The sequence below is a fragment of the Rhodococcus sp. PvR099 genome, assembly GCF_017833315.1.
Lineage (GTDB): Bacteria > Actinomycetota > Actinomycetes > Mycobacteriales > Mycobacteriaceae > Rhodococcus_G > Rhodococcus_G oryzae.
In genome coordinates, this window is record NZ_JAFIBV010000001.1 from 4,086,706 (window position 1) to 4,106,092 (window position 19,387).

Here is a 19,387-nt window from a genome sequence, read left to right on the forward strand (position 1 = left end):
CTTCTATATGGAGCGATTGCCCTACATCGACCAGCATGCCAGAACGATCGACGCGAATCGGGATCGGGCATGGACGGCGTTGCTCGAGGTCATGTGCAAGGACCCGGACGACCCGTCCGCGCCGAGGGGCTTCCGGCTCGAATCGGCCGAAGCACCTGCCCGGTTGGCGCTGTCGGGCAGGCACTGGTTCTCGCGTTACGCGCTGATCTTCGAACTCGACGAAGAGGGCCCCGGCCGTACTCGGGTCCGGGCGCAGTCGTGGGCGGAGTTCCCCGGCCTGCACGGCAAGATCTACCGGGCGCTGGTGATCGGCAGCGGCGGTCACAAGGTGGTCGTGCGTCGGTTGCTGCGCCAGATAGCGGTCGCGGCATGATCCCCGGGCTCGTCTGGGGCGCCACCGAGGTCGAGCGCGGGCAACCCCTGCCGTGTGACGAGCTGGCCTTCGGCGGGGTGCAGGCGGACCGGGCCATCAGCATCGACGCATCACCGCAGGTGGTCTACGCCTGGTTGTGTCAGCTGCGCGTCGCGCCCTACAGCTACGACCTGCTCGACCGATTCGGCCGCCGCGGCCCGCGCCGTCGCGACCCGGAGCTGGCCGAACTCGAAGTGGGGCAACGCTTCATGTCCCAGTTCGATCTGGTGTCCTTCGTTCCCGATCGGCACATCACGCTTGTCACCGGCAAGATATGCGTCACCTACGCGGTCCGGCCCGAGGGAGGCGGAACCCGCCTCGTGGTCCGGATGCACTGCGGTGCACCGTGGGTCGTCGCGCGGGTGCTGGCGCTCGGCGACCTGGTCATGATGCGAAAGCAGTTACTGACGCTGAAGGAGCTGGCCGAAGCGGAGCAGCGCACCCTGGCGTGAGGCGCGGGTGTCGGAGGGACGCCGGACCGGGTCCGGCGTCCGCCGCCTCAGTCCTTGAAGTAGACCAGCTGATGGGTCGTCGCCAGCAGCGTGCCGTCGCGTCCCCAGAGCTCCGCGCTCTGATCGAAATAGCCCCTGCGGATCTGCTGGGCGCGGGCGGTACCGAGCAGGGCGTCCTCCGCCTGCTCGGCGAGCACCTCGGCGTCGGCGTGGAAGTACACGGTCATCGAGACGGTGCCAGCAGGCATGAACTGACCGCGGCGCAGGAAGATCCGGGGGAAGAACACGTCGCTCAGGGCGGTCAGGGCCGCGAAGTCGAGCGGACGGGCGGGGGTGTCGCGCACCCAGAGCGTCGAGACCGTGTCGGGGTGCGGGGCGGCCTCGGCCGTCGGAATTCCGCCCTCGACGAACCGCATCTCGTAGTTGCGGGACCAGGCGATGAACTCGGGGAAGGCGCCTGCCTCGACGTCATCGACGGCAGGAACGTCCGGGCGGGCGATCTCGGTGGACGACCAGGTCTCGCGGCGGGTGCCGAACACCGCTGTCGCGGTCGTCGCGACGACCCCGTCCTGGGACAGCTCGAGGGCCCAGTGCTGGGTGCTGCGGTTGGTCCGGACCGGCCGGGCGGAGATCTCGAATGCGCCCTCGGCGATGGGGCCGGCGTAGTTGACGGTCAGCGAGAGCGGGTCGCCGAGCCGGTCCGGGTGCTGCTGCACCGCCCGCAGCAGGGTCGCGGCGGTGATCCCACCGAACGGGCCGACCATGTTGGCGTAGGCCGGGGAGGTGTGACCGCTGAAACGTCCCTCGCCTGCGGGAGTGAGCTCGACGGCGGAGTCGAAGGGGTGCGGCGGGGCGATGGTCCGGGTCACGGTGGCTCCTCGTAGGCGATGACGGATCGACCCCAAGTATGACGCTTGGCATAGAAGCCGTCGGTACCGCCCTGGCGCGCGGCCCGCCTGGCAGGATCGATCCGTGACCATCGCGAACCTGACCCGCACCGAAACCGCCGCCCGATCGGCGGTGGTCACCGTCCACGGTTATCGCGTCGAACTCGACCTCCTGGCCGCGCCCGACCACTCCCGGCCGGGCTTCCCGACGACCACGACCCTCGAGTTCGACGCCACCACCGCCGAGACGTGGATCGACTTCATCGGGCAGTCGGTCGAGTCGGTGACCGTCAACGGGACGGCAGCCCCCGTCGAGTACGACGGTGCCCGCATCCGGGTCCGGGATCTGCGGGCGACGAACCGGGTCGTGGTCGAGGCGACCGGCGAGTACAGCCGTTCCGGCGAGGGTCTGCACCGATTCCTCGACCCCGTCGACGGCCAGACCTACCTCTACACCCAATACGAGCCGTCGGACGCGCGCCGCGTGTTCGCCTGCTTCGAGCAGCCGGACATGAAGGCGCCGTTCACCTTTACCGTCACAGCCCCGGTCGGGTGGGAGCTGGTGTCCAATTGCCCGGTCGCCACCCGCGAGGACGACGGCTCCCGGCAGACGGTGGAGTTCTCCCCCACCCTGCCGATCTCCACCTACCTCACCGCCGTGGTGGCCGGGCCCTATGCCCGGGTCGAATCAATCTGGAGCCGTGGAGATCTCACGGTTCCGCTCGGTCTGCTGTGCCGCGCCTCGCTCGCACAGTACCTCGACGCGGACACTCTCTTCGAGGTGACCGGGCAGGGCCTCGACTTCTTCGCCGAGCACTTCGGCTACCCCTATCCGTGGGGCAAGTACGACCAGGTGTTCGTGCCGGAATACAACCTCGGCGCGATGGAGAATCCCGGCTGCGTGACGTTCACCGAGGCCTACGTCTTCCGGGGCGCGGCGACGGCCGCGCAGTACGAGGGTCGAGCCAACACCGTCCTGCACGAGATGGCCCACATGTGGTTCGGGGACCTCGTCACGATGGTGTGGTGGGACGACCTGTGGCTCAAGGAGTCGTTCGCCGACTACATGGGCGCGCTCGCCAGCGCCGAGGCCACGCAGTGGACCGACGCATGGGTCGCGTTCGCGAGCCGTCGCAAGGCCTGGGCGTACTCGCAGGACCAGCTGCCCACCACGCACCCGATCGTCGCGGACATCGTCGACCTGGAGGCGGCCAAGCTCAACTTCGACGGCATCACGTACGCGAAGGGCGCGAGCGTGCTCAAGCAGTTGGTCGCGTACGTCGGGCGCGATGCCTTCTTCGAGGGCTCCCGCCGCTACTTCCGCGCGCACGCCTTCGGGAACACCACCCTCGCGGACCTCCTGGCGGAGCTGTCGGCGGCGTCGGGTCGTGACCTCACGGAGTGGGCGCGTGCCTGGCTACAGACCTCGGGGATGTCGACGCTGACGCTCGAGGAGACCGATGGCGTTCACGTGATCGTCCAGACGGACCCGCGTCCGCACCGTCTCGCGGTCGGGCTGTACGACTTCGACGATGCCGGCGACCTGGTCCGTCGCGGGCGGGTGGAGGTGGACCTCGTCGCCGAACGCACGCCGATCGTGCTCGACCCCGCTCCCCTTCGTCTGTTGAACGACGGGGACCTCACCTACGCGAAGGTGCGCCTGGATCCCGGATCGATTGGCACCGTGGAGCGTTCACTCGACCGCGTCATCGATCCGCTCGCGCGCGGGCTGATCTGGTCCGCGCTGTGGAACGCGACCCGAGACGGCGAACTGGCCGCCGACCGCTATCTCGCGATGGCCCGAGCGTTCGCGCCGGCGGAGTCGAACACGGCGCTGCTGGCCGCGGTGCTGTCGAATGCGTCTTATGTCATCGGCCACTACCTGCCGATCGTGGAGCGGGATCGGTGGCGCGGTGACTGGCTCGAGGCGACCTGGGCCGCAATGCAATCCGCCGCGCCCGGCTCCGGCGCCCAGCTCGCCTGGGCGCGCGCGGCTGCGACCGCGGCCGCCGTCGACGATCGCATGGCCGCCGACATCGGGGCGATCCTCGACGGGCGGGCGCCCGCGCCCGACGGGTTGGCGCTCGACCCCGACCTGCGCTGGGCGCTGTGGACCGCGTTGGCCGCCACCGGCCACGCCGACGCGGCGGAGCTGGACGCCGAGCTCGGCGGCGACGACACCGCCTCCGGCCGAACCGCCCACCTGCGGGCGCTGGCGGCGCGGCCGGAGGCGGAGGTGAAGGTGAGCGCCTGGGAGTCCGCGCTCAGTGACACGTCATTGACGAACGAGCACCTCGACGCCGTCATCGCCGGGTTCCGTACCGGGGACCGCCGCGACCTCATCGCCCGCTACGACGACGAGTACTTCGCGGCGATCGGCGAGGTATGGGCAGGGCGAAGCATCGAGATCGCGCGGCGCATCGTGCTGGGACTCTTTCCTGCGGCCGACTCACTCGGCCCCGTCGACGCCTGGCTGGCCGCGAATCCGCACGCACCGAACGCGCTGTGCCGGCTGGTGATCGAGCAGCGCGACCACCTGGCACGGGACCTGCGGGTGCGGGCCGCGTTGGGGTAGCCGTGCACGCCTGCCGCGAGCGGGCACAATGACACCCGTGCCCACCGATCACGCCACACCCTTCGACCAGGCGCAGCGCCGCGCCCGGCTTGCCCGCCGACACCGGCTCGCGCCCGAGGCCCGCGCCGAGAGCGTGACCGAGGCGGCGACGAGCCTGGTGTGCCTGCACGGCACCGACCCCGCGACGATCTTCCTCTCCGCAAGGGCCAGGGTCGACGACATGATGGTGGCGGACCTGGAACGTGCTCTGTACGAGGAGCGTTCGCTGGTCAAGCACCTCGCGATGCGGCGCACCCTGTTCGTGTTCCCCAGCGAGTCGCTGCCGTTCGTCCAGGCCGGTGCCAGTAACCGGGTCGCCGACACAGAGCGGCGGCGCCTGATCCGGGAGGTGGAGAAGGCAGGCCTGTTCGAGGACGGGGCGGGCTGGCTCGGGGCGGCCGAGGATGCGGTCCTCGACGCGCTGGAGGGCAGCGCGCCGATGGCGTACACGTCGCTGCGTGATCAGATCCCGCTGTTGAAGGGTTCGATGACCTACGGCGAGGGCCGGAGCTGGGGCGGACAGGTGTCGGTCGGTCCCCGGGTGCTGACGGTGCTGTCGGCGGAGGGCCGGATCGTGCGGGCGACCAATGACGGACCCTGGAGGGCGTCGCGGAACCGCTGGGCGACAAGCGAATCCTGGCTGGGCATGCCGATCGATCGCCGCACCGAGACGGAAGGCGCGTCCTGGCTGATCGAGGCGTGGTTGCGTGCGTTCGGCCCCGGCACCGAGGCCGACCTCAAGTGGTGGCTCGGGTCGACGGTGTCCATCGTGCGGAAGGCGTTGTCGGAGTTGGACGTCGTCGCGGTCGACCTGGAGGGCCAGACCGGCTACCTGATGGCCGACGACCAGGAACACGACGATCCCGTCGAACCGTGGGCGGCACTGCTGCCCGCCCTCGACCCCACCACGATGGGCTGGCGGGACCGGGACTGGTACCTCGGGCCGCACAAGGACCTGCTGTTCGACACCAGCGGGAACGCAGGCCCGACGGCGTGGTGGGACGGACGGATAGTCGGGGGCTGGTGGCAGGACGAGGCCGGGCAGGTGGTGGTACACCTGCTCGAGGACGTCGGTGCCGAGGCGCGATGCGCGTTCGACGACGAGGCGGCGAAGCTGACGGCCTGGCTCGAGGGTGAGAAGGTGCTCCCCCGCTTTCCCTCGCCACTGGCGAAGCTGCGCGCCTGACCGTTCGCCCTGATGGCGCGAACGGGCGGTTATCGGATCATCGGCCGAGCGGGTCGCCCGAGAACCGCCGGTTCGTGCCCCGGCGTGGAGCCCGCCGGCCGCTACGGTGACTGGGTGACGAGAGCCGACGACGTCGAGCGGGATCAGCGGAACAAGCCGCCGGGCCCGATCGTGCTGGCCATGACGGTTCTCCCGATTGCGGTGCTGCTCTGCATCCAATACGACTGGCAGCCCGCCCGCTACGGGAATCTGACCGGTGCTGACGCCTTCCTATACGGCGTCCCGGCGCTGCTGGTCCTCGCGCTGACGGGGCTGATCTGGGCGATCCGCAGCCTGTACGTCGTCGGGGAGGACCGGCGGTGGTCTTGGTGGATCGTGGCGGCGCCGAGCGTAGTGGTCGCGGCCGTCGCCGTCGGGATGACCTGGCCACCACCGACGTTCGACGAGGCGCGCCCCGAGTTCGAACGCATCGCACGTCAGGTACTCGCCGAACCCGATACCCGGCTCGCGGACATCGAGATCGACGGCTTCGAGATCAGCTACGTTCGGAAGATCGCTGCGGATGAGGTCCAGTTCACCGATGCCGACGGGTTCGGGGCCTCCAGTGGGTGGGTATACGCGCCGAACCGGACGCCCAACGGATCCGACAGCAGGGAGTTCTCCTCGACTCATCTCGGCGGCCCCTGGTACGAGTTCACCTATACCTGGTGATGTCGCGGGTTCATATCTGCGACAACGGCTTTCGGGTGCCATTCCGTCGCCCTTGACCTGCACGTGCACTGCGAGTACGCATAGATGCGAGGCGTTTTCGACCCCCGCTACGCGAGTGCAGCCGAGTGGTGCACCCGGCGAGGGGTGTGCGCGCAGATCTGGTGAACGCAGGGTGCTGTCATGGCTGACGTCGACGTCGACTATTGCGTTGTCGGTGCGGGATTCGCGGGGCTGACGGCGGCGCTGCGGCTCAAACAAGGCGGCCAATCGGTGGCGCTGCTCGAGGCGAGGGACCGGGTCGGCGGGCGAACCTTCACAGAAGTGCGCGAGGACGGGTCGTGGATCGACCGTGGCGGTGCCTGGGTAGGGCCAGGTCAGGACCGGATCTACGCATTGATGGACGAGTTCGGTGTGCCGAGCTATAAGCAGTACACCGACGGCGAGGCCATGATGGTGGTCGGCGGCAAGCAGCACCGCTACGAGGGCACCATTCCGTTGACGATGAGCCCGTGGGTGACGGCGAATCTCGGTGCGGTCTTCCTGGAACTGGGTTCGATGTGTAAGACGATCCCGCTCAACGCCCCGTGGGAGGCGAAGAAGGCCGCCGAGTGGGACCGGATCAGCCTGGCCAAATGGCTGGACGACAACGTCCACTCAAGGCCGGCCCACGATCTCCTCGAGACGGCGATCGCCGGCTGCTACACCTCGGCAGCCTCGGAGGTCTCGCTGCTCTTCGTTCTGTACCAGATGGCGACGGGTGGAGGTCCGAGCTTCGTCCTGGGGGTCAAGGACGCGGCCGAGGACGAGCGACCGGTCGGCGGCATGGGCGCCGTCTACCGGCCGATGGCGGCCGAGATCGGGGACGCCCTCCATCTCGCGCAGCCTGTTCGCGATATCGAGCAGGACGGGAACGGCGTGACCGTTCGCTCCCAGAACATGACCGTGCGTGCCCGGCGGGCGATCGTCGCGGTGCCGCTCGCGATCGCGAGCCAGATCCTCTACGAGCCGATGCTGCCCGTCGACCGCTCCTTCCTGCACCAGCGGATGCCGAGCGGCGCGATCTTCAAGATCGCGGTCGTGTACGAGGAGCCGTTCTGGCGGGCCGATGGGCTGTCAGGTCAGTCGGCGGCACCGGGCTCCCCCGCCACCATCACCATCGACGCCTGCACGGACGCGGCCACGCCAGGGGTGCTGTGCGTCATCGTCGAGGGCCCGATTGCCCGCGAGATCGGGCGCCTCGGCGAGGCCGAACGCCGCAAGTCGGTCCTCGGCGAGCTCGCCGGGCGTTTCGGCGACAAGGCCGGCACACCGATCGACTACATCGAGCAGAACTGGTCCGTGGAGCGATACTCCGGCGGTGCCATGCTCAGCCACGCGCCGACCGGGGTGCTGACGGAGTTCGGCCACGCGCTCCGCGAGCCCTGCGGTCGCATCCACTGGGCGGGCACGGAGAGCTCGGCGCAGATGTGCGGCTGGGTGGACGGGGCCGTCCGCTCCGGTGAACGGGCCGCGCGCGAGGTGACCGAGCACGACGGGCTGATCCGGGGCTGACGATGTCCTCTTGCCCGCGCGGTCGGCCCATCAGTGACCGGCGGTCGCCCGCCTGAACTCGGTGTCGGCCCGACGCAAGACGGCATTGCAGGCGTTGCACGTGTACTGGGGTTCGAGCAGGTGCTCGCCTGCGTTGTGCACGATGGTCAGGCCGGATCGCCCGTCTTCGGACAGATGCCGCGCCGCCCACGCGTTGAGCGCGGCGAACACGGGAAAGAAGTCGAGGCTTTTTGGCGTGGTGCGGTATTCGTGCCGCCGTGCGCCATCCGTGATCGGCGTACGGACCAGCATTCCGTTGTCGACGAAGTAGGCGAGGCGGTCGGTCAGGGTGACCGGCGAGATCGACCCGAGCCGGTTCTGGAAGTCGCCGAACCGGCGGTTGCCCTCGAGTGCGGCGGCGAGCAGGAAGGTCGACCAGCGATCGGCGAGCACGCTGGTGGAGTCCATCCCCGGCGCGTCACCCTTCGCAGTGCGCCGAGATCGGCGGTCGGCGATGTCGACGAGGAGCGGCGCGTCGACCTCGGTCCGCACGTCGCGGGCGGTCACGCCGATCGCCGCGCAGGCGGCGCACCCGAAAATCGGCGTGATGAGGTGCCCGCACGGCAGGTGACGAAGGTGAGTGGTCGGCCGGTCGGGTGCCCACGGTGCCCAGTGGCGGTCCCAACTCCACAACGCGACGAAGACCAGCCACAGGTCGTCACCGAGGTCGGTGAGGCGGTACTCGTTGCGCGGCGGCGCGGTCGAGTACGGGTGCGCATCGAGGATTCCGTCCTCGATCAGGCGACCCAGACGATGCGAGAGGACTGCGTCCGAGATTCCCAGTTCGTCACGTAGTTGCGAAAAGCGCTCGGCGCCGTCGAAGACCGCCCGGATGATCTGCAGATTCCATCGGTCACCCGCGATCAGCAGGGCGTGCCCCAGCGCGGACGATGCCGGGTGCGTCGGGACTGGGGACATGCCGTCAATCATCGCAAACAGCATGTGGCCGGGAACCGCGGCGCTCCGGTTCCATTCCCGGACCTTCGGCTTCTCATTGAGAAGTGATATCGGCATACAGCACCCATTTCATAGGGGTATGTCCGCGTTCCCTACGTCCAACTGTTGTACCGCTGGTTGATTCACTGTTGAGCCCAGTCGTGGGAGCAACTATGGATCTTGTAGTAACGGTAGGCCGTGGCTAACCTGAGATGTGACAACAAGGAGGAAAGATGACGAACCCCGTTTACGTGCTCGGAGGAGCTCAGACCGACTTCGCCAGGAACTGGTCGAAGGAGGGCCTCGGCCTGGTCGACATGTTTGCCGAGACCGTGCCTGCCGCCCTGGCCGACGCTCGAGTCGACGACCGTGAGGTCGGTGTCATTCACGTGAGCAACCTCGCTGGAGAGCTCTTCGCGGGCCAGGCGCAGCTCGGCGGCATGGTGGTTGCGGCCGTCCCGGGCCTCGACGGCCTGCCGAGCACACGGCACGAGGCGGCGTGTGCCTCGGGGAGCACCGCGATCCTCGCCGCGAGCGCGGATATCGAGTCGGGTCGGTACGACGTGGCGCTCGTGGTCGGGGTCGAGCTGATGCGCAACGTGTCCGCGCAGACTGCCGCCGAGTACCTGGGTACCGCGGCGTGGGCGGGGCGGGAGGCGCTGGGCGTGAAGTACCCGTGGCCCGCGCTCTTCGCCGACATCGCACAGGAGTACGCACGGCGCTATGGCCTCGACCACGCACATCTCGGTCGTTTCGCCGAGATCGCTTTCGGCAATGGATCGCGCAATGGTCTTGCGCAGACCAGGGACTGGGACTTCCCGGCGGGGTCGTTCGACGAGAACGGCGAGGTGAACCCGATTGTGGAGGGGATGCTCCGCAAGACCGACTGCGGGCGCATCACCGACGGAGGTGCAGCCGTGGTGCTGGCCGGGCCGAAGTTTGCGCAGGCGTGGGCGCAACGGACCGGAGCCGACCTGGACCAGGAGGCCACCATCGCCGGATTCGGCCACCGTACGGCGACCCTGCTGCTCGCGGACAAGCTCGCCCAGAGCGCCGACCGAGACTACCTCTTCCCACACCTGCGCGGAGCCGTCGAGGATGCGTACCGGCGCGCGGGACTGGATGGGGTCGCCGACCTGGATGTCGCCGAGATCCACGACTGCTTCACCATCAACGGGCTGGTCACGCTCGAGCACATCGGACTGGCGGACCCGGGCAAGGGCGGCGAGGTGGTGATGGACGGTTCGATCGAGCGCGGCGGCCGGCTGCCGGTGAACCCCAGCGGTGGGCTGATGTCGCAGGGGCACCCGGTGGGTGCCACTGGCGTCCGCATGGTGCTCGATTCCGCTCGCCAGGTCACCGGCCGGGCGGGGGACCATCAGGTCGACAACGCCAGGCGCGCCCTCACCGTCAACATCGGTGGTTCGTTCACGACCGCGGTGGCCACGGTCGTGGTCCGGGGAAGCGGAGCGTAGCCACGCAGACGACGAAGGTCTCCCGGGCGGAGCGGCTCTCGGACCGCCCCGCACCGGGAGACCTCCGTTCTTCTACGCGCGGGCCTCGATGAGCTGATCGGCGCGCACCCAGGTGGCATGGAAGCCGGAGGGAACCCGGCGCGGCAGCAGCACCCGCGCGATCGGTCCCGCCGCGACGTCCTCGGCATCGAAGATGTTGATCTCGCCCTTGTCCTCGGCCTCGTCGTTGACGAAGCAGACCAGGTAGCCGTCGGTCTCACCCGTCGATCCGTCGCGCGGGGCGAATGGTGCCTCCGAACCCCAACGCCCGGAACCGAATTTGTGCTCTTCCTTGATGCCAGTCTGTGAGTCGAACCGCACGAGCCCGTCGAAGAGCAGCGTCGGCTCGTTGCCGAGGCTCATGCTGTACGAGTACCGATGCGAGCGGCCCATGACACGCGAATCCACGCTGGGGAATTCGATGTTGGCATTGTCGAGCTCGGTCTCGATGGTGGTGCCGGTGCGAAGGTTGAAGCGGTACCGGTAGAGCTGGGCGTCGAGCCGCATGTACGCGAGCATGTTGGACAGCGGCGAAGCGAAAGTCGTCTGGTGCTGAGGGTTCTTCACCCGGCACACGTCCATGATGATCTCGTCGCCCTCTTCCCACGAATTCACGACGTGGTAGATGTAGCAGGGCTTCACCTCGAACCAGCGCACCTCGCTGCCGTTGCCGTGCCGGGGAATGACCGCGAATCGAGCGGGAAGCTCCTGATCGTAGAAGATCCGGTACTTGCCTGCCCGGCGCGCATCGTGATCCTGCACCAGCGGCAGGTCCATGAGGATCGAGTAGTTCTCGGTGATCCCGATGTCGTGCGGGAGTCGTGGACCCGGCAGATCGATCTGCGTGAGGTGCGTCTGACGACCGTCGGCGCCGATGATGCCGTAACGGAGGAAGTCCTGGTCGGGGCCGTAGTCGAACCAGATCAGTTCGCCGGTGGCCTCGTCGACCTTGGGGTGGGCCATCATGTCGCCGGCAAAGGTGCCCAGGAAGTCCTGTGCACCAAGCGTTTCCAGGGACAGTGGGTCCACGGCGTAGGGTGTTCCGCAGAGGTACCAGGTCGCCAGGACCTGGCCGCGGTGGTAGATGACGTCGGTATTGGCGGAATCCTTGATCCCGAGGCCGTGTCCGTTCCCCCACGGATTGTCCTGCGGGTTCTCCATCAGACCGGTCCACAGGGCACGGCCCGCCTCGGACTCGTCCTGGAAGGCCTTGGTCTGGACGTACCGATTGCGGTACCGCACCTTGCCGTTCTCGAAATGTGCGGCATGGATCATGCCGTCGCCGTCGAACATGTGATAGCGGCCCGGTGCCTCGAACTGCCGGTTCGGGCCGTTGCGGAGGTACACACCGTTGAGGTCCTTGGGGATCTCACCGATGACGGTGAGATCGTCGAGGGTGAGTTCGTCGTGGACCGGCGCGAACACCCCGAGGGTGTACGGATTGTCGTCGGTGGCGTCGACCGGGCGAGCGACGGCGATGGGGTCGCCGTTCGCGCGGGGCTGGGTGGAAGTCATGCCTGCTCCGTTTCGGTGTTGCTGTGTTCTGATCGCGAAGTTGAATGTTGTTGCGATGCTGAGGGGTACAGCACCATCTGGGTGCAGCGGAAGAGGGCGATCGCCCTCCCGGCGCCGTCGCGGACGGTGGCGTCCCACAGCTGGGTTCGCCGCCCACTGTGGACGAGCGTCGCGTCCACGCTGACCGTCCCGGACCGCGCGGTGCCGAGATAGTTCGTCTTGAGTTCGAGTGTGGTGAATCCAGATGCCTCGGCGGGCAGCGCCAGCCGTGCGCCGACACCGCACACCGTGTCGGCCAGTGCCACGACGGTGGCCGCGTGCAGATATCCGTTCGGTGCCAGCAGCTCCTCGCGAACCTGCAGTTCGCCGGTGACCTCCGACGCCGACGCCTCGAGGATGCGCATGCCGACCAGGCCAGGGAACCGCCCGTCCAGCATCGCCGTCATCTCGTCGGCGATGGGTCGGCCGGACCCGGTCGGTGTCTCGCGTGGCCTGCCGACCGGTGCACCGTCGCCATCCGGTGATGCCATGTCAGCCGACCTTCTCGACCGCGCCGCGAATGTCGCGCCGCTGCAGCTTTCCGATCGGGTTCCTGGGAAGCTCGTCGACCGTCACGATCCGTTCCGGCAGCTTGAACGACGCCACCTCCTTCGCGCGCAGGAAGTCCACGAGGTCCTCGAGTGCGACCCCGTCACTGTTGGCGGGAACAACTACCGCACAGCACTTCTCGCCGAGGACGTCATCGGGATACCCGACGATGGCCACATCGGCGACGGCGGGGTGGTCGATGAGAATCCCCTCGATCTCGGCAGGAGCGATGTTCATGCCTCCGCGGATGATGATCTCCTTGCTGCGGTCGACGAACTTGAGGTACTCGCCGTTGTCTCCGCACAGCTCGAAAATGTCTCCACTGCAGAGGTATCCGTCCTCGTCGAACGGGCTCGATGCTGCGGTTCCCTCCAGGTAGCCGGCGAAGATCGTCGGTCCCTTCAGCCTGAGCTCGCCGCGTCCGCCGACCGTAGTCACCTCCTCGCCCGTCGCCAGGTTCACCAGGCGCACCGAGGTGCGCTCGGCCACCCCGGTGGCCCACGACCTGTCCGGTGCGCCGTAGTTCGGCAGGTACTCCGCGCGGATCAGCGGGTCGGGCGTGTCCGACGGAGCGCCGAGCAGGCATACTCCCTCGTTCGAGCCGAAGAAGTTGAGCACCTCGACACCGAGCGAGTACTGCCAGTCGCGCACCACGCCGGGGGGCAGCGGGGCGCCACCCGAACCCACCCGGCGGAGCGCGGACAGGTCGTATGCGGTCCGAAGGTCCTCCCGCTGCAGCAGCATGGTGAGAATCGCGGGCGGCATGCTCGTGTGGGTGACGCGGTAGCGCTGGAGCTGATCGAGATAGACGGCCAGGTCCAGTGGGTGGTGGTGGACCACGTGACCGCCGCCGAGCAGCCACGGCAGCAGCGAGGTCGCGAACCCGGCCATGTTGACCATCGGGAACGGGTTGAGCATGACCGTTGCCTCGTCCGTTTCCAGTCCGTCCTGAACCGCCTGCCCGACCGCGATCCAGTCACCGTGACACCGGGGTACGCCCTTGGGCGCCGCCTCGGTGCCGCTGGTCCAGCAGATCGTGATGCAGTCGTTCACCGATCGGGGCAGCGCCGTATAGGCGCGACGCACGGCATCGAGCGATCCGTCGGTGGCGGGGGCCGCGTCCAGCGGCCGTCCTCCATCCGATGCGGGCGGGCCGAAGGTGAACACGGTGCGCAGGGAGGGCAACTCGCCGATCAGGCCGAGCGCCTCCTCGGACGGCGACCGGTCGCCGAAGCTGTTGACGGTGACAACCGCAACGGCCGCAGCGGATTCGACGATCCGCGTCAGTTCGTACCGTCGGTACGAGGCCGGCATCGGGGCCGCGATCGCTCCGAGGCGCCACAGGGCGAAGTAGGTCGCGGTCAGGGCGACGGAGTTGGGCATCAGCACGGCAACGACATCGCCTGGACCGATTCCCGACTCGTGCAGCTTCGCGGCCAGGTCGTCGACGCGTGCGTCCAACTCCTGCCATGTCAGTGACTCCGGCTCGATCCCGCACAGCGCGGGCAGATTCGTCGGATCGGTCACCGCCGGGGCGTCTCCGCGGCTTCGCACCTGGCCGTCGAGGAGGTCCAGCACGGTCAGCGGCGACCACCACTGGTGTTCGAGGTAGTCGTCGACACGGCTGTCGGGATGGCACGGGCGTAAGCGGTTGGCGGTGTGGCCTGCCGAGATGGCGTTCATGGCGTCCTTTCGTGCAGTGGTCTGGGGGCAGTGGGTCAGCGGAGTCGGCGAACGACGACGGCGGCACCGAGCCCGAGCGCTGCCGGGATGGTGACCAGGGCGTACTCGCCGTCGATGCGGGTGAGCTGATCCAGGGCGTTGACGAGGAGGGCTCCACCACCCGCGCCCAGTGGGTGGCCGGTGGCGAGCGATCCGCCGAGCGGGTTGACCCTGGTCGGATCGAGCCCCAGCTCGCGGGTCATCACCAGGGCGGATGCGGCAAAGGATTCGTTCGCCTCGATCACGTCGAGCTGCCCGGCGGTGATCCCCGCGTTCTCGAGGGCACGCCTGGAGGCGACGACGGATGCCGTCAGCAGCGGTGAGCGCACGGCGGCCTGGGCGACGCCAACCACCTCCGCGATCGGTTCGCGGCCGATCCGATCGCGCGCGGCGGAGGAACCGAAGACCGCCATCGCCGCACCGTCCGCCATCTGCGGGGCGGTGGCGGCGGTGTGCAGCCCGCCATCCGGACGCCGGACGGCGGGCAGACGCATCGCCACCCTGCTCCACGACGGATCCTCCCCGAAGAGGGTGGCGAGTTCGGCGAGTGACTCGAGACTGATGTCCGGTCGGGGTCCCTCGTCCGACTCGAGGATCGTGGTGGCGCCCGAGCGGACCGGAATCACGGACCGGGACGCCGGGGCCGCGGCGGCGCGGCGATGCGAGGTCACCGCGTAGGCGTCGAGATCCTTTCGTGTCAAACCGTATTCGGCTGCGGTGAGGTCGGCGGAGACCCCGATGGTCACGTAGCCCGTGCGGTCGCCGAGCTCCTCGTCGGAGACGAAGGCCGGCCTGTCCGAGAGCATCGGTACCCGCGACATCGACTCGACGCCGCCGGCGACGACGACATCGGCGATGCCGGAGGCCACCTTGGCCGAGGCGGACTCGATCGCGTCGAGCCCCGAGCAGCACAGTCGGGAGACCACCCCGGCGCCGACCTGGTCCGGCCAGCCCGCCCAGAGCACAGCGGCACGCGCAACATCGCCGCCCTGGTCGCCGACAGCCGTACTGGTGCCGACGATGACATCGTCGACCGTGTCGGCGGGGAGTCCGCGTTCCTGCAGGGCGGACAGCAGTTGGGCGAGGAGTTCGTGTGAGGGTACGTCGGCGAACGTGCCGCCCTGGCGCCGGACCCGCGCCTTCGGGGTACGAACCGCGTCGTAGATGTAGACGCCGGATGTGAACTGGGACATGGTTACTCCCCTTCGATCTGGCGACGATCCTGGACGATGCGGAATCGCCCGGCGATGAAGGACTCGTCGGTGAGGGTCGCATTGCCGGCAGGGTTGAGGCCGGTGACGTGGTAGTCGCTGTAGGCGGCCGCGAACTGCATGGGCATCGAGGACACCAGGTTCGCCGAGAGGGAGGCCCCGGCGTCGGCGTATGCGTCGGCCACCTCGTCGATGATGGCGTCGTCGGTGCAGTAGAGGTACGAGCTGATAGCGCCGTGACTGCGGACGCTCGCGGTCGCGTGCTCCACCGCGGAGGCGGTGTCGGCGGCGTCGACGAGGAACGCGACCGGACCGAACTGTTCGCCCTCGGGAAGGGTGTCTCCCCGGCGTGGGTCGACCCGGATGACCAGCGGGGTCGCCGCCCGGGCCTGGGGGTAGTCCGGGTGCGCGTACGGCAGCGGCCTGCGGACCAGGGTCCCGCTCGCCTCGGCCGCGTCGGCGAGCGCGGTGATCGAGTGCAGCGTCGCGTCGGACTGCAGCGCGCCGCAGACGGCACCGGCGCGGCGAGGTGCGCCTGCCAGATCGTCGATCGCCGCGAGGAGTGCGGTGATGACGTCGTCTCGTGCGATCACACCCTGGTCCGTGCGCACACCGGCGTCCGGGATGTAGATGTTCTGCGGAGTGGTGCACATCTGACCACTGAAGAGCGAGAGACCCCCGGCGAGCGTGCGCATGGCTGCTGACAAGTCGGAAACGGAGTCCAGGACAACGGTGTTGACGCCCGCGGTCTCGGTGAACACCAGGGTGTTCGGGAGGTTTCGTTCCAGCCACGACCCGAACGTTGGGCTGCCGGTGAAGTCGACGATCCGCACCTCGGGGCTGGTCGCCAGCTGCCCCGCGACCGGGGCGTCCACGGTGTCGACGACCAACTGAACGGCGTCGGCAGGCAGCTGTGCCTCGGTCAGCACCTCACGCATCACGCCCACCGCGAGCGCGGTCGCGAGCACCGAGCGCGGGTGCGGCTTGACGAGAACCGGATTTCCCGTCGCCAGGTTCGCGAGGATCGCCGGGTAGGCGTTCCAGGCGGGGAACGAGGCGCAGGCGACGACGAGTGCGGTGCCGAGCGGGCGGGCGCGGAATCGCTTCCGCAGGGTCACGTCCGACTTGCCGAATCGCTGCTGCCACGTCACGTGTCCGGGTACCCGGGTCATGGCCGACCAGGCCATCGCCACGGCCTCGAGGCCGCGGTCGAGTGCATTGGTCCCGCTTCCGCTGCAGGCCATGTTGAGGCTCTGTCCGGTGGTGTGGGAGGTGACGGCCGCGAACTCCTGGCCGCGCTGGTGGATCCGGTGCAGTGCCTCCAGGCACACACCGATCCGGCGTTCGACGTCGGCGTCGCGGAGGGCGGTGGCCGCGGCGGCCGCACCCACGAGCGCCTCGTCCACGGAGGGTGCGCTGTAGCTGACGTTGAGCGCCTTCGCGGTGTACGGCGAGACCTCGTCGGCGGTGATCACCGAGCCTGTGGGAGACGAAAGCGTCAGGGTGGCACCGTCGTAGGCGCCGAGGATGGCGTCGGCCTGCGCGGCGTCGGGCGGGGTGATGGGCGCATACCCGGTCCACGCGGTGCGGGTGCGGTTGGCCTCTGCCGCTGCCTGCAGCAGTTCGAGGTGGGTTTCGAAGAACATGGGCGCTCGTTCCTGTGTCAACAGATTTGTGGCGAGATCAGTCAGTCATCGGGGTGGGTGGGGTGTGCGGACGAGGGGCGGTCGTCCGCTTTGACCGATATAACTACTGTTATTGAAGTGAACCAGGACACACAGCGGGTTGTCAACGGTCGACGATGTCGGGCCGTTCGAGGGTGAGAGTGCGTCGGGCTAGCGCGGGAGCCGAGCGCCGAACGGAAACGGCTCGAAGCGCACGGAGGTGCGTTCCAGCCTGGCCTCGCAGCCGCGGCAGCGCAGCGCCGGGAGCAACCAGGAGCCACACTCGGGGTGGCGGATCTTCGGACCGAGCGGGAGGGCGCCGGGATGCGCGACCTCTGTCCACGACAACAGGAAGGCGAAAATCGGGAACAATCCCCTGCCGCGCGGGGTCAGCAGGTACTCGCGGCCGCCGCCGTGTTCGCTCCGGGTGAGTATCTGCACCTCGGACAGCCGTCCCAGCCGCTCGGTGAGGGTCGTCGGCGAGATGCTCAGGATCGACTGGAACTCGCCGAAGCGGCGAACCCCCGACAGCGCCAAGCCCGTGACCATGGCGCTCCAGCGGTCGCCGATCGCCTCCATGACCTCGGTGAACTGCAGGTCGGCCCGGCTCACCGAGGGGGCAGTGCGCGTCGACCGCCTTCGCCCGCCCCGTGCCACGAGGACCAGCGATTCGCGGTCCAGTTCGAGCTGTGCATCCCGCGCGCCGATGGCGCCGTCGCACTGCCTGCACATCATCGCCGGTGGCCCCCGGTGGCCGCAGTCGATGTGCACCAACTCGGGTTGCAGCAGCCCTTCCGGGGACCATTCGCGCTGCCATGCCCACACACTGGCCAGGATCTCCCAGGTCGCCAGGCCGAGCTCGGTCAGCAGGTAGTCGTGGCGGTCGCCGCCGTTCGACTGCGGCCTGCGTTCCATCAATCCCGCCTCGACCAGCGCGTTCAGTCGTGCAGTCAGCATGGCGGGCGGAGCGCCGGTTCGGTCGATCCACTGGCTGAAGCGGCGCACGTGATCGACGAAGACCTCGCGCAGGATGGCAAGTGTCAGCCGGTCGCCGAGCAGGTCGATCGTCTGGGCGACCGGACTAGGAGGTGCGGCGGCGCCGGGTTCGGCCACGTCACCCACCTTCCCGTACTGCCTGCGACGATCGCGTCCCGCAGATCGCTTGTTCAGGCCTCCAACACAATAGCGATGCCCTGTCCCACGCCGATGCACGCAGCCGCGACCCCGATGCCCCCGCCGAGTCGGCGGAGATGGCGCAGGCAGTCGACCACCATCCGAGCCGCCGACGCACCGATCGGATGACCGAGGGCGATGGCGCCGCCGAAGGGGTTGACGCGATCGGCCGGGATGCCAGGGAGCTCACGCAGGCAGGACAGGACCATCGCGGCGAACGCCTCGTTGAGCTCGAGCACTCGAACGTCGGCGAGCTCGAGACCCGCGCGGTCAAGGGCCTTTGCGATCGCGGCGACGGGCGCCAGCGCGAACTTGTCGGGTTCGGCGCCGACGACCGCCGAGGCCAGCACCCGGCCGAGCGGTTCGACACCGAGTTCGTCGGCGACGGCTCCGGTGCCGACCAGCGCCGCGACCGCTCCGTCGCTGATCGGGGACGAGTTCCCGGCGGTGACGCTGCCGCCGCTCGAGAAGGCCGGCCGCAGGGCGGCCAGGGTGGCCGCGTCGGTCTCGCGGATCGGTTCGTCGCGGTCGAGGGTCGGGTGCGGCGTGACGAAGCCGTCGTGCACGCCGTCGGTCCACGCCCTGGCGGCCAGTTCGTGGGACCGCAGCGCCCATTCGTCCTGCTCGAGGCGGCCGACGCCCAGCTGCTCCGCCACCAGTTCCGCCGATCTGCCGAGCGTCTCGACCCAGGCCGCGGGGAATCGGGGGTTCGGCATCCGCCACCCGACCGTGGTGGGGATCAGCTCCATCGATCGGGGGAACGCGGAGTCCACGGGCGGGAGCACGTAGGGCGCGCGGCTCATGCTCTCCGAGCCGCCCGCAATCGTGATCTCGGCGTCGCCGACCGCGACGCGCCTGACCGCGGACAACACCGCCTCGGCGCCGGAGCCACACAGACGGTTGACCGACACCCCGGGAATCGTGTGCGGAAGCCCCGCCAGCAGCAGCGCCATCCGGGCCACGTTGCGGTTGTCCTCGCCCGCGCCGTTGGAATTTCCCCAGACGACGTCGTCGATGCGGCCTGGATCGAGCGCGGGGTGCCTGCGGACCAGGTCGGCGATCGGAAGGGCGGCCAGGTCGTCGGCCCTGACGCGCGAGAGCGCCCCGCGGGCCGCCCCGAACGGGGTTCGGACGGCATCGATCACCCACGGCGCGCGACGGTCCGACGGGGAAAGGCTCTGGGTCATGGGGACTCCTCCTGTGCGGTCGGGG

At 68.9% G+C, this 19,387-nt stretch carries 16 protein-coding genes; 7 read left to right on the top strand and 9 right to left on the bottom strand.

Annotated features, from left to right (window positions below; genetic code table 11):
• Positions 1–7: 7 nt before the first annotated feature.
• Both JOE46_RS18805 and JOE46_RS18810 read left to right on the top strand, forming a co-directional pair.
• On the top strand, positions 8–373 hold the full coding sequence (locus JOE46_RS18805; protein WP_209928108.1) for a hypothetical protein: 366 nt from the start codon (positions 8–10) through the stop codon (positions 371–373).
• Positions 370–864 (top strand): hypothetical protein, encoded by a 495-nt coding sequence (locus tag JOE46_RS18810; RefSeq protein ID WP_209928109.1) that lies wholly within the window; start codon positions 370–372, stop codon positions 862–864. Before JOE46_RS18805 ends, JOE46_RS18810 begins: the two co-directional genes overlap by 4 nt.
• Positions 865–911: 47 nt before the next feature.
• Here JOE46_RS18810 and JOE46_RS18815 read toward each other — a convergent pair whose 3' ends face one another.
• Positions 912–1,733 (bottom strand): acyl-CoA thioesterase II, encoded by an 822-nt coding sequence (locus JOE46_RS18815; RefSeq protein ID WP_209928110.1) that lies wholly within the window; start codon positions 1,731–1,733, stop codon positions 912–914.
• A 103-nt stretch (positions 1,734–1,836) separates the two neighbouring features.
• Here JOE46_RS18815 and pepN point away from each other — a divergent pair, with 103 nt between their 5' ends.
• The 4 genes from pepN (at position 1,837) to JOE46_RS18835 (ending at position 7,813) form a co-directional block, all read left to right on the top strand.
• Positions 1,837–4,326, top strand: coding sequence for an aminopeptidase N (gene pepN / locus JOE46_RS18820; protein ID WP_209928112.1), 2,490 nt, complete (start codon positions 1,837–1,839; stop codon positions 4,324–4,326).
• A 28-nt stretch (positions 4,327–4,354) separates the two neighbouring features.
• Positions 4,355–5,551, top strand: coding sequence for a winged helix DNA-binding domain-containing protein (locus tag JOE46_RS18825; protein ID WP_209928113.1), 1,197 nt, complete (start codon positions 4,355–4,357; stop codon positions 5,549–5,551).
• A 114-nt stretch (positions 5,552–5,665) separates the two neighbouring features.
• On the top strand, positions 5,666–6,262 hold the full coding sequence (locus JOE46_RS18830; protein WP_097213549.1) for a DUF1109 family protein: 597 nt from the start codon (positions 5,666–5,668) through the stop codon (positions 6,260–6,262).
• Between the two features lie 180 nt (positions 6,263–6,442).
• On the top strand, positions 6,443–7,813 hold the full coding sequence (locus tag JOE46_RS18835; protein WP_097213519.1) for an FAD-dependent oxidoreductase: 1,371 nt from the start codon (positions 6,443–6,445) through the stop codon (positions 7,811–7,813).
• A gap of 30 nt (positions 7,814–7,843) precedes the next feature.
• On the opposite strand, the gene JOE46_RS18840 is transcribed toward JOE46_RS18835, so the two are convergent.
• Entirely contained in the window at positions 7,844–8,770 is a 927-nt protein-coding gene (locus JOE46_RS18840) for a helix-turn-helix domain-containing protein (protein WP_097213548.1), read from the bottom strand.
• Positions 8,771–9,021: 251 nt separating this feature from the next.
• Here JOE46_RS18840 and JOE46_RS18845 point away from each other — a divergent pair, with 251 nt between their 5' ends.
• Entirely contained in the window at positions 9,022–10,263 is a 1,242-nt protein-coding gene (locus tag JOE46_RS18845; protein ID WP_097213518.1) for an acetyl-CoA acetyltransferase, read from the top strand.
• 72 nt (positions 10,264–10,335) lie between these two features.
• Here JOE46_RS18845 and JOE46_RS18850 read toward each other — a convergent pair whose 3' ends face one another.
• The 7 genes from JOE46_RS18850 to JOE46_RS18880 form a co-directional block, all read right to left on the bottom strand.
• Complete coding sequence (locus JOE46_RS18850; RefSeq protein WP_097213517.1) at positions 10,336–11,817, bottom strand: carotenoid oxygenase family protein; 1,482 nt, start codon at positions 11,815–11,817, stop codon at positions 10,336–10,338.
• Positions 11,814–12,347, bottom strand: coding sequence for a PaaI family thioesterase (locus JOE46_RS18855; protein WP_097213516.1), 534 nt, complete (start codon positions 12,345–12,347; stop codon positions 11,814–11,816). Before JOE46_RS18855 ends, JOE46_RS18850 begins: the two co-directional genes overlap by 4 nt.
• Before the next feature lies 1 nt (position 12,348).
• Entirely contained in the window at positions 12,349–14,088 is a 1,740-nt protein-coding gene (locus tag JOE46_RS18860) for a class I adenylate-forming enzyme family protein (RefSeq protein ID WP_097213515.1), read from the bottom strand.
• A 35-nt stretch (positions 14,089–14,123) separates the two neighbouring features.
• Positions 14,124–15,320, bottom strand: coding sequence for a thiolase family protein (locus JOE46_RS18865; RefSeq protein WP_209928114.1), 1,197 nt, complete (start codon positions 15,318–15,320; stop codon positions 14,124–14,126).
• Between the two features lie 2 nt (positions 15,321–15,322).
• Positions 15,323–16,984, bottom strand: coding sequence for an aldehyde dehydrogenase family protein (locus tag JOE46_RS18870; protein ID WP_097213513.1), 1,662 nt, complete (start codon positions 16,982–16,984; stop codon positions 15,323–15,325).
• A gap of 189 nt (positions 16,985–17,173) precedes the next feature.
• Entirely contained in the window at positions 17,174–18,115 is a 942-nt protein-coding gene (locus JOE46_RS18875; protein WP_097213512.1) for a helix-turn-helix domain-containing protein, read from the bottom strand.
• A gap of 53 nt (positions 18,116–18,168) precedes the next feature.
• A complete protein-coding gene (locus JOE46_RS18880) occupies positions 18,169–19,362 on the bottom strand; it encodes a thiolase family protein (RefSeq protein ID WP_097213511.1) in 1,194 nt (397 codons plus the stop codon).
• Positions 19,363–19,387 lie beyond the last annotated feature (25 nt).

Bases quoted from the DNA above. Each gene is read 5' to 3' on its own strand.
- JOE46_RS18805 (WP_209928108.1), top strand. From the start codon at position 8: ATGGAGCGATTGCCCTACATCGACCAGCATGCCAGAACGATCGACGCG.
- JOE46_RS18810 (WP_209928109.1), top strand. From the start codon at position 370: ATGATCCCCGGGCTCGTCTGGGGCGCCACCGAGGTCGAGCGCGGGCAA.
- JOE46_RS18825 (WP_209928113.1), top strand. From the start codon at position 4,355: ATGACACCCGTGCCCACCGATCACGCCACACCCTTCGACCAGGCGCAG.
- JOE46_RS18835 (WP_097213519.1), top strand. From the start codon at position 6,443: ATGGCTGACGTCGACGTCGACTATTGCGTTGTCGGTGCGGGATTCGCG.
- JOE46_RS18840 (WP_097213548.1), bottom strand. From the start codon at position 8,770: ATGTCCCCAGTCCCGACGCACCCGGCATCGTCCGCGCTGGGGCACGCC.
- JOE46_RS18845 (WP_097213518.1), top strand. From the start codon at position 9,022: ATGACGAACCCCGTTTACGTGCTCGGAGGAGCTCAGACCGACTTCGCC.
- JOE46_RS18850 (WP_097213517.1), bottom strand. From the start codon at position 11,817: ATGACTTCCACCCAGCCCCGCGCGAACGGCGACCCCATCGCCGTCGCT.
- JOE46_RS18855 (WP_097213516.1), bottom strand. From the start codon at position 12,347: ATGGCATCACCGGATGGCGACGGTGCACCGGTCGGCAGGCCACGCGAG.
- JOE46_RS18860 (WP_097213515.1), bottom strand. From the start codon at position 14,088: ATGAACGCCATCTCGGCAGGCCACACCGCCAACCGCTTACGCCCGTGC.
- JOE46_RS18865 (WP_209928114.1), bottom strand. From the start codon at position 15,320: ATGTCCCAGTTCACATCCGGCGTCTACATCTACGACGCGGTTCGTACC.
- JOE46_RS18870 (WP_097213513.1), bottom strand. From the start codon at position 16,984: ATGTTCTTCGAAACCCACCTCGAACTGCTGCAGGCAGCGGCAGAGGCC.
- JOE46_RS18880 (WP_097213511.1), bottom strand. From the start codon at position 19,362: ATGACCCAGAGCCTTTCCCCGTCGGACCGTCGCGCGCCGTGGGTGATC.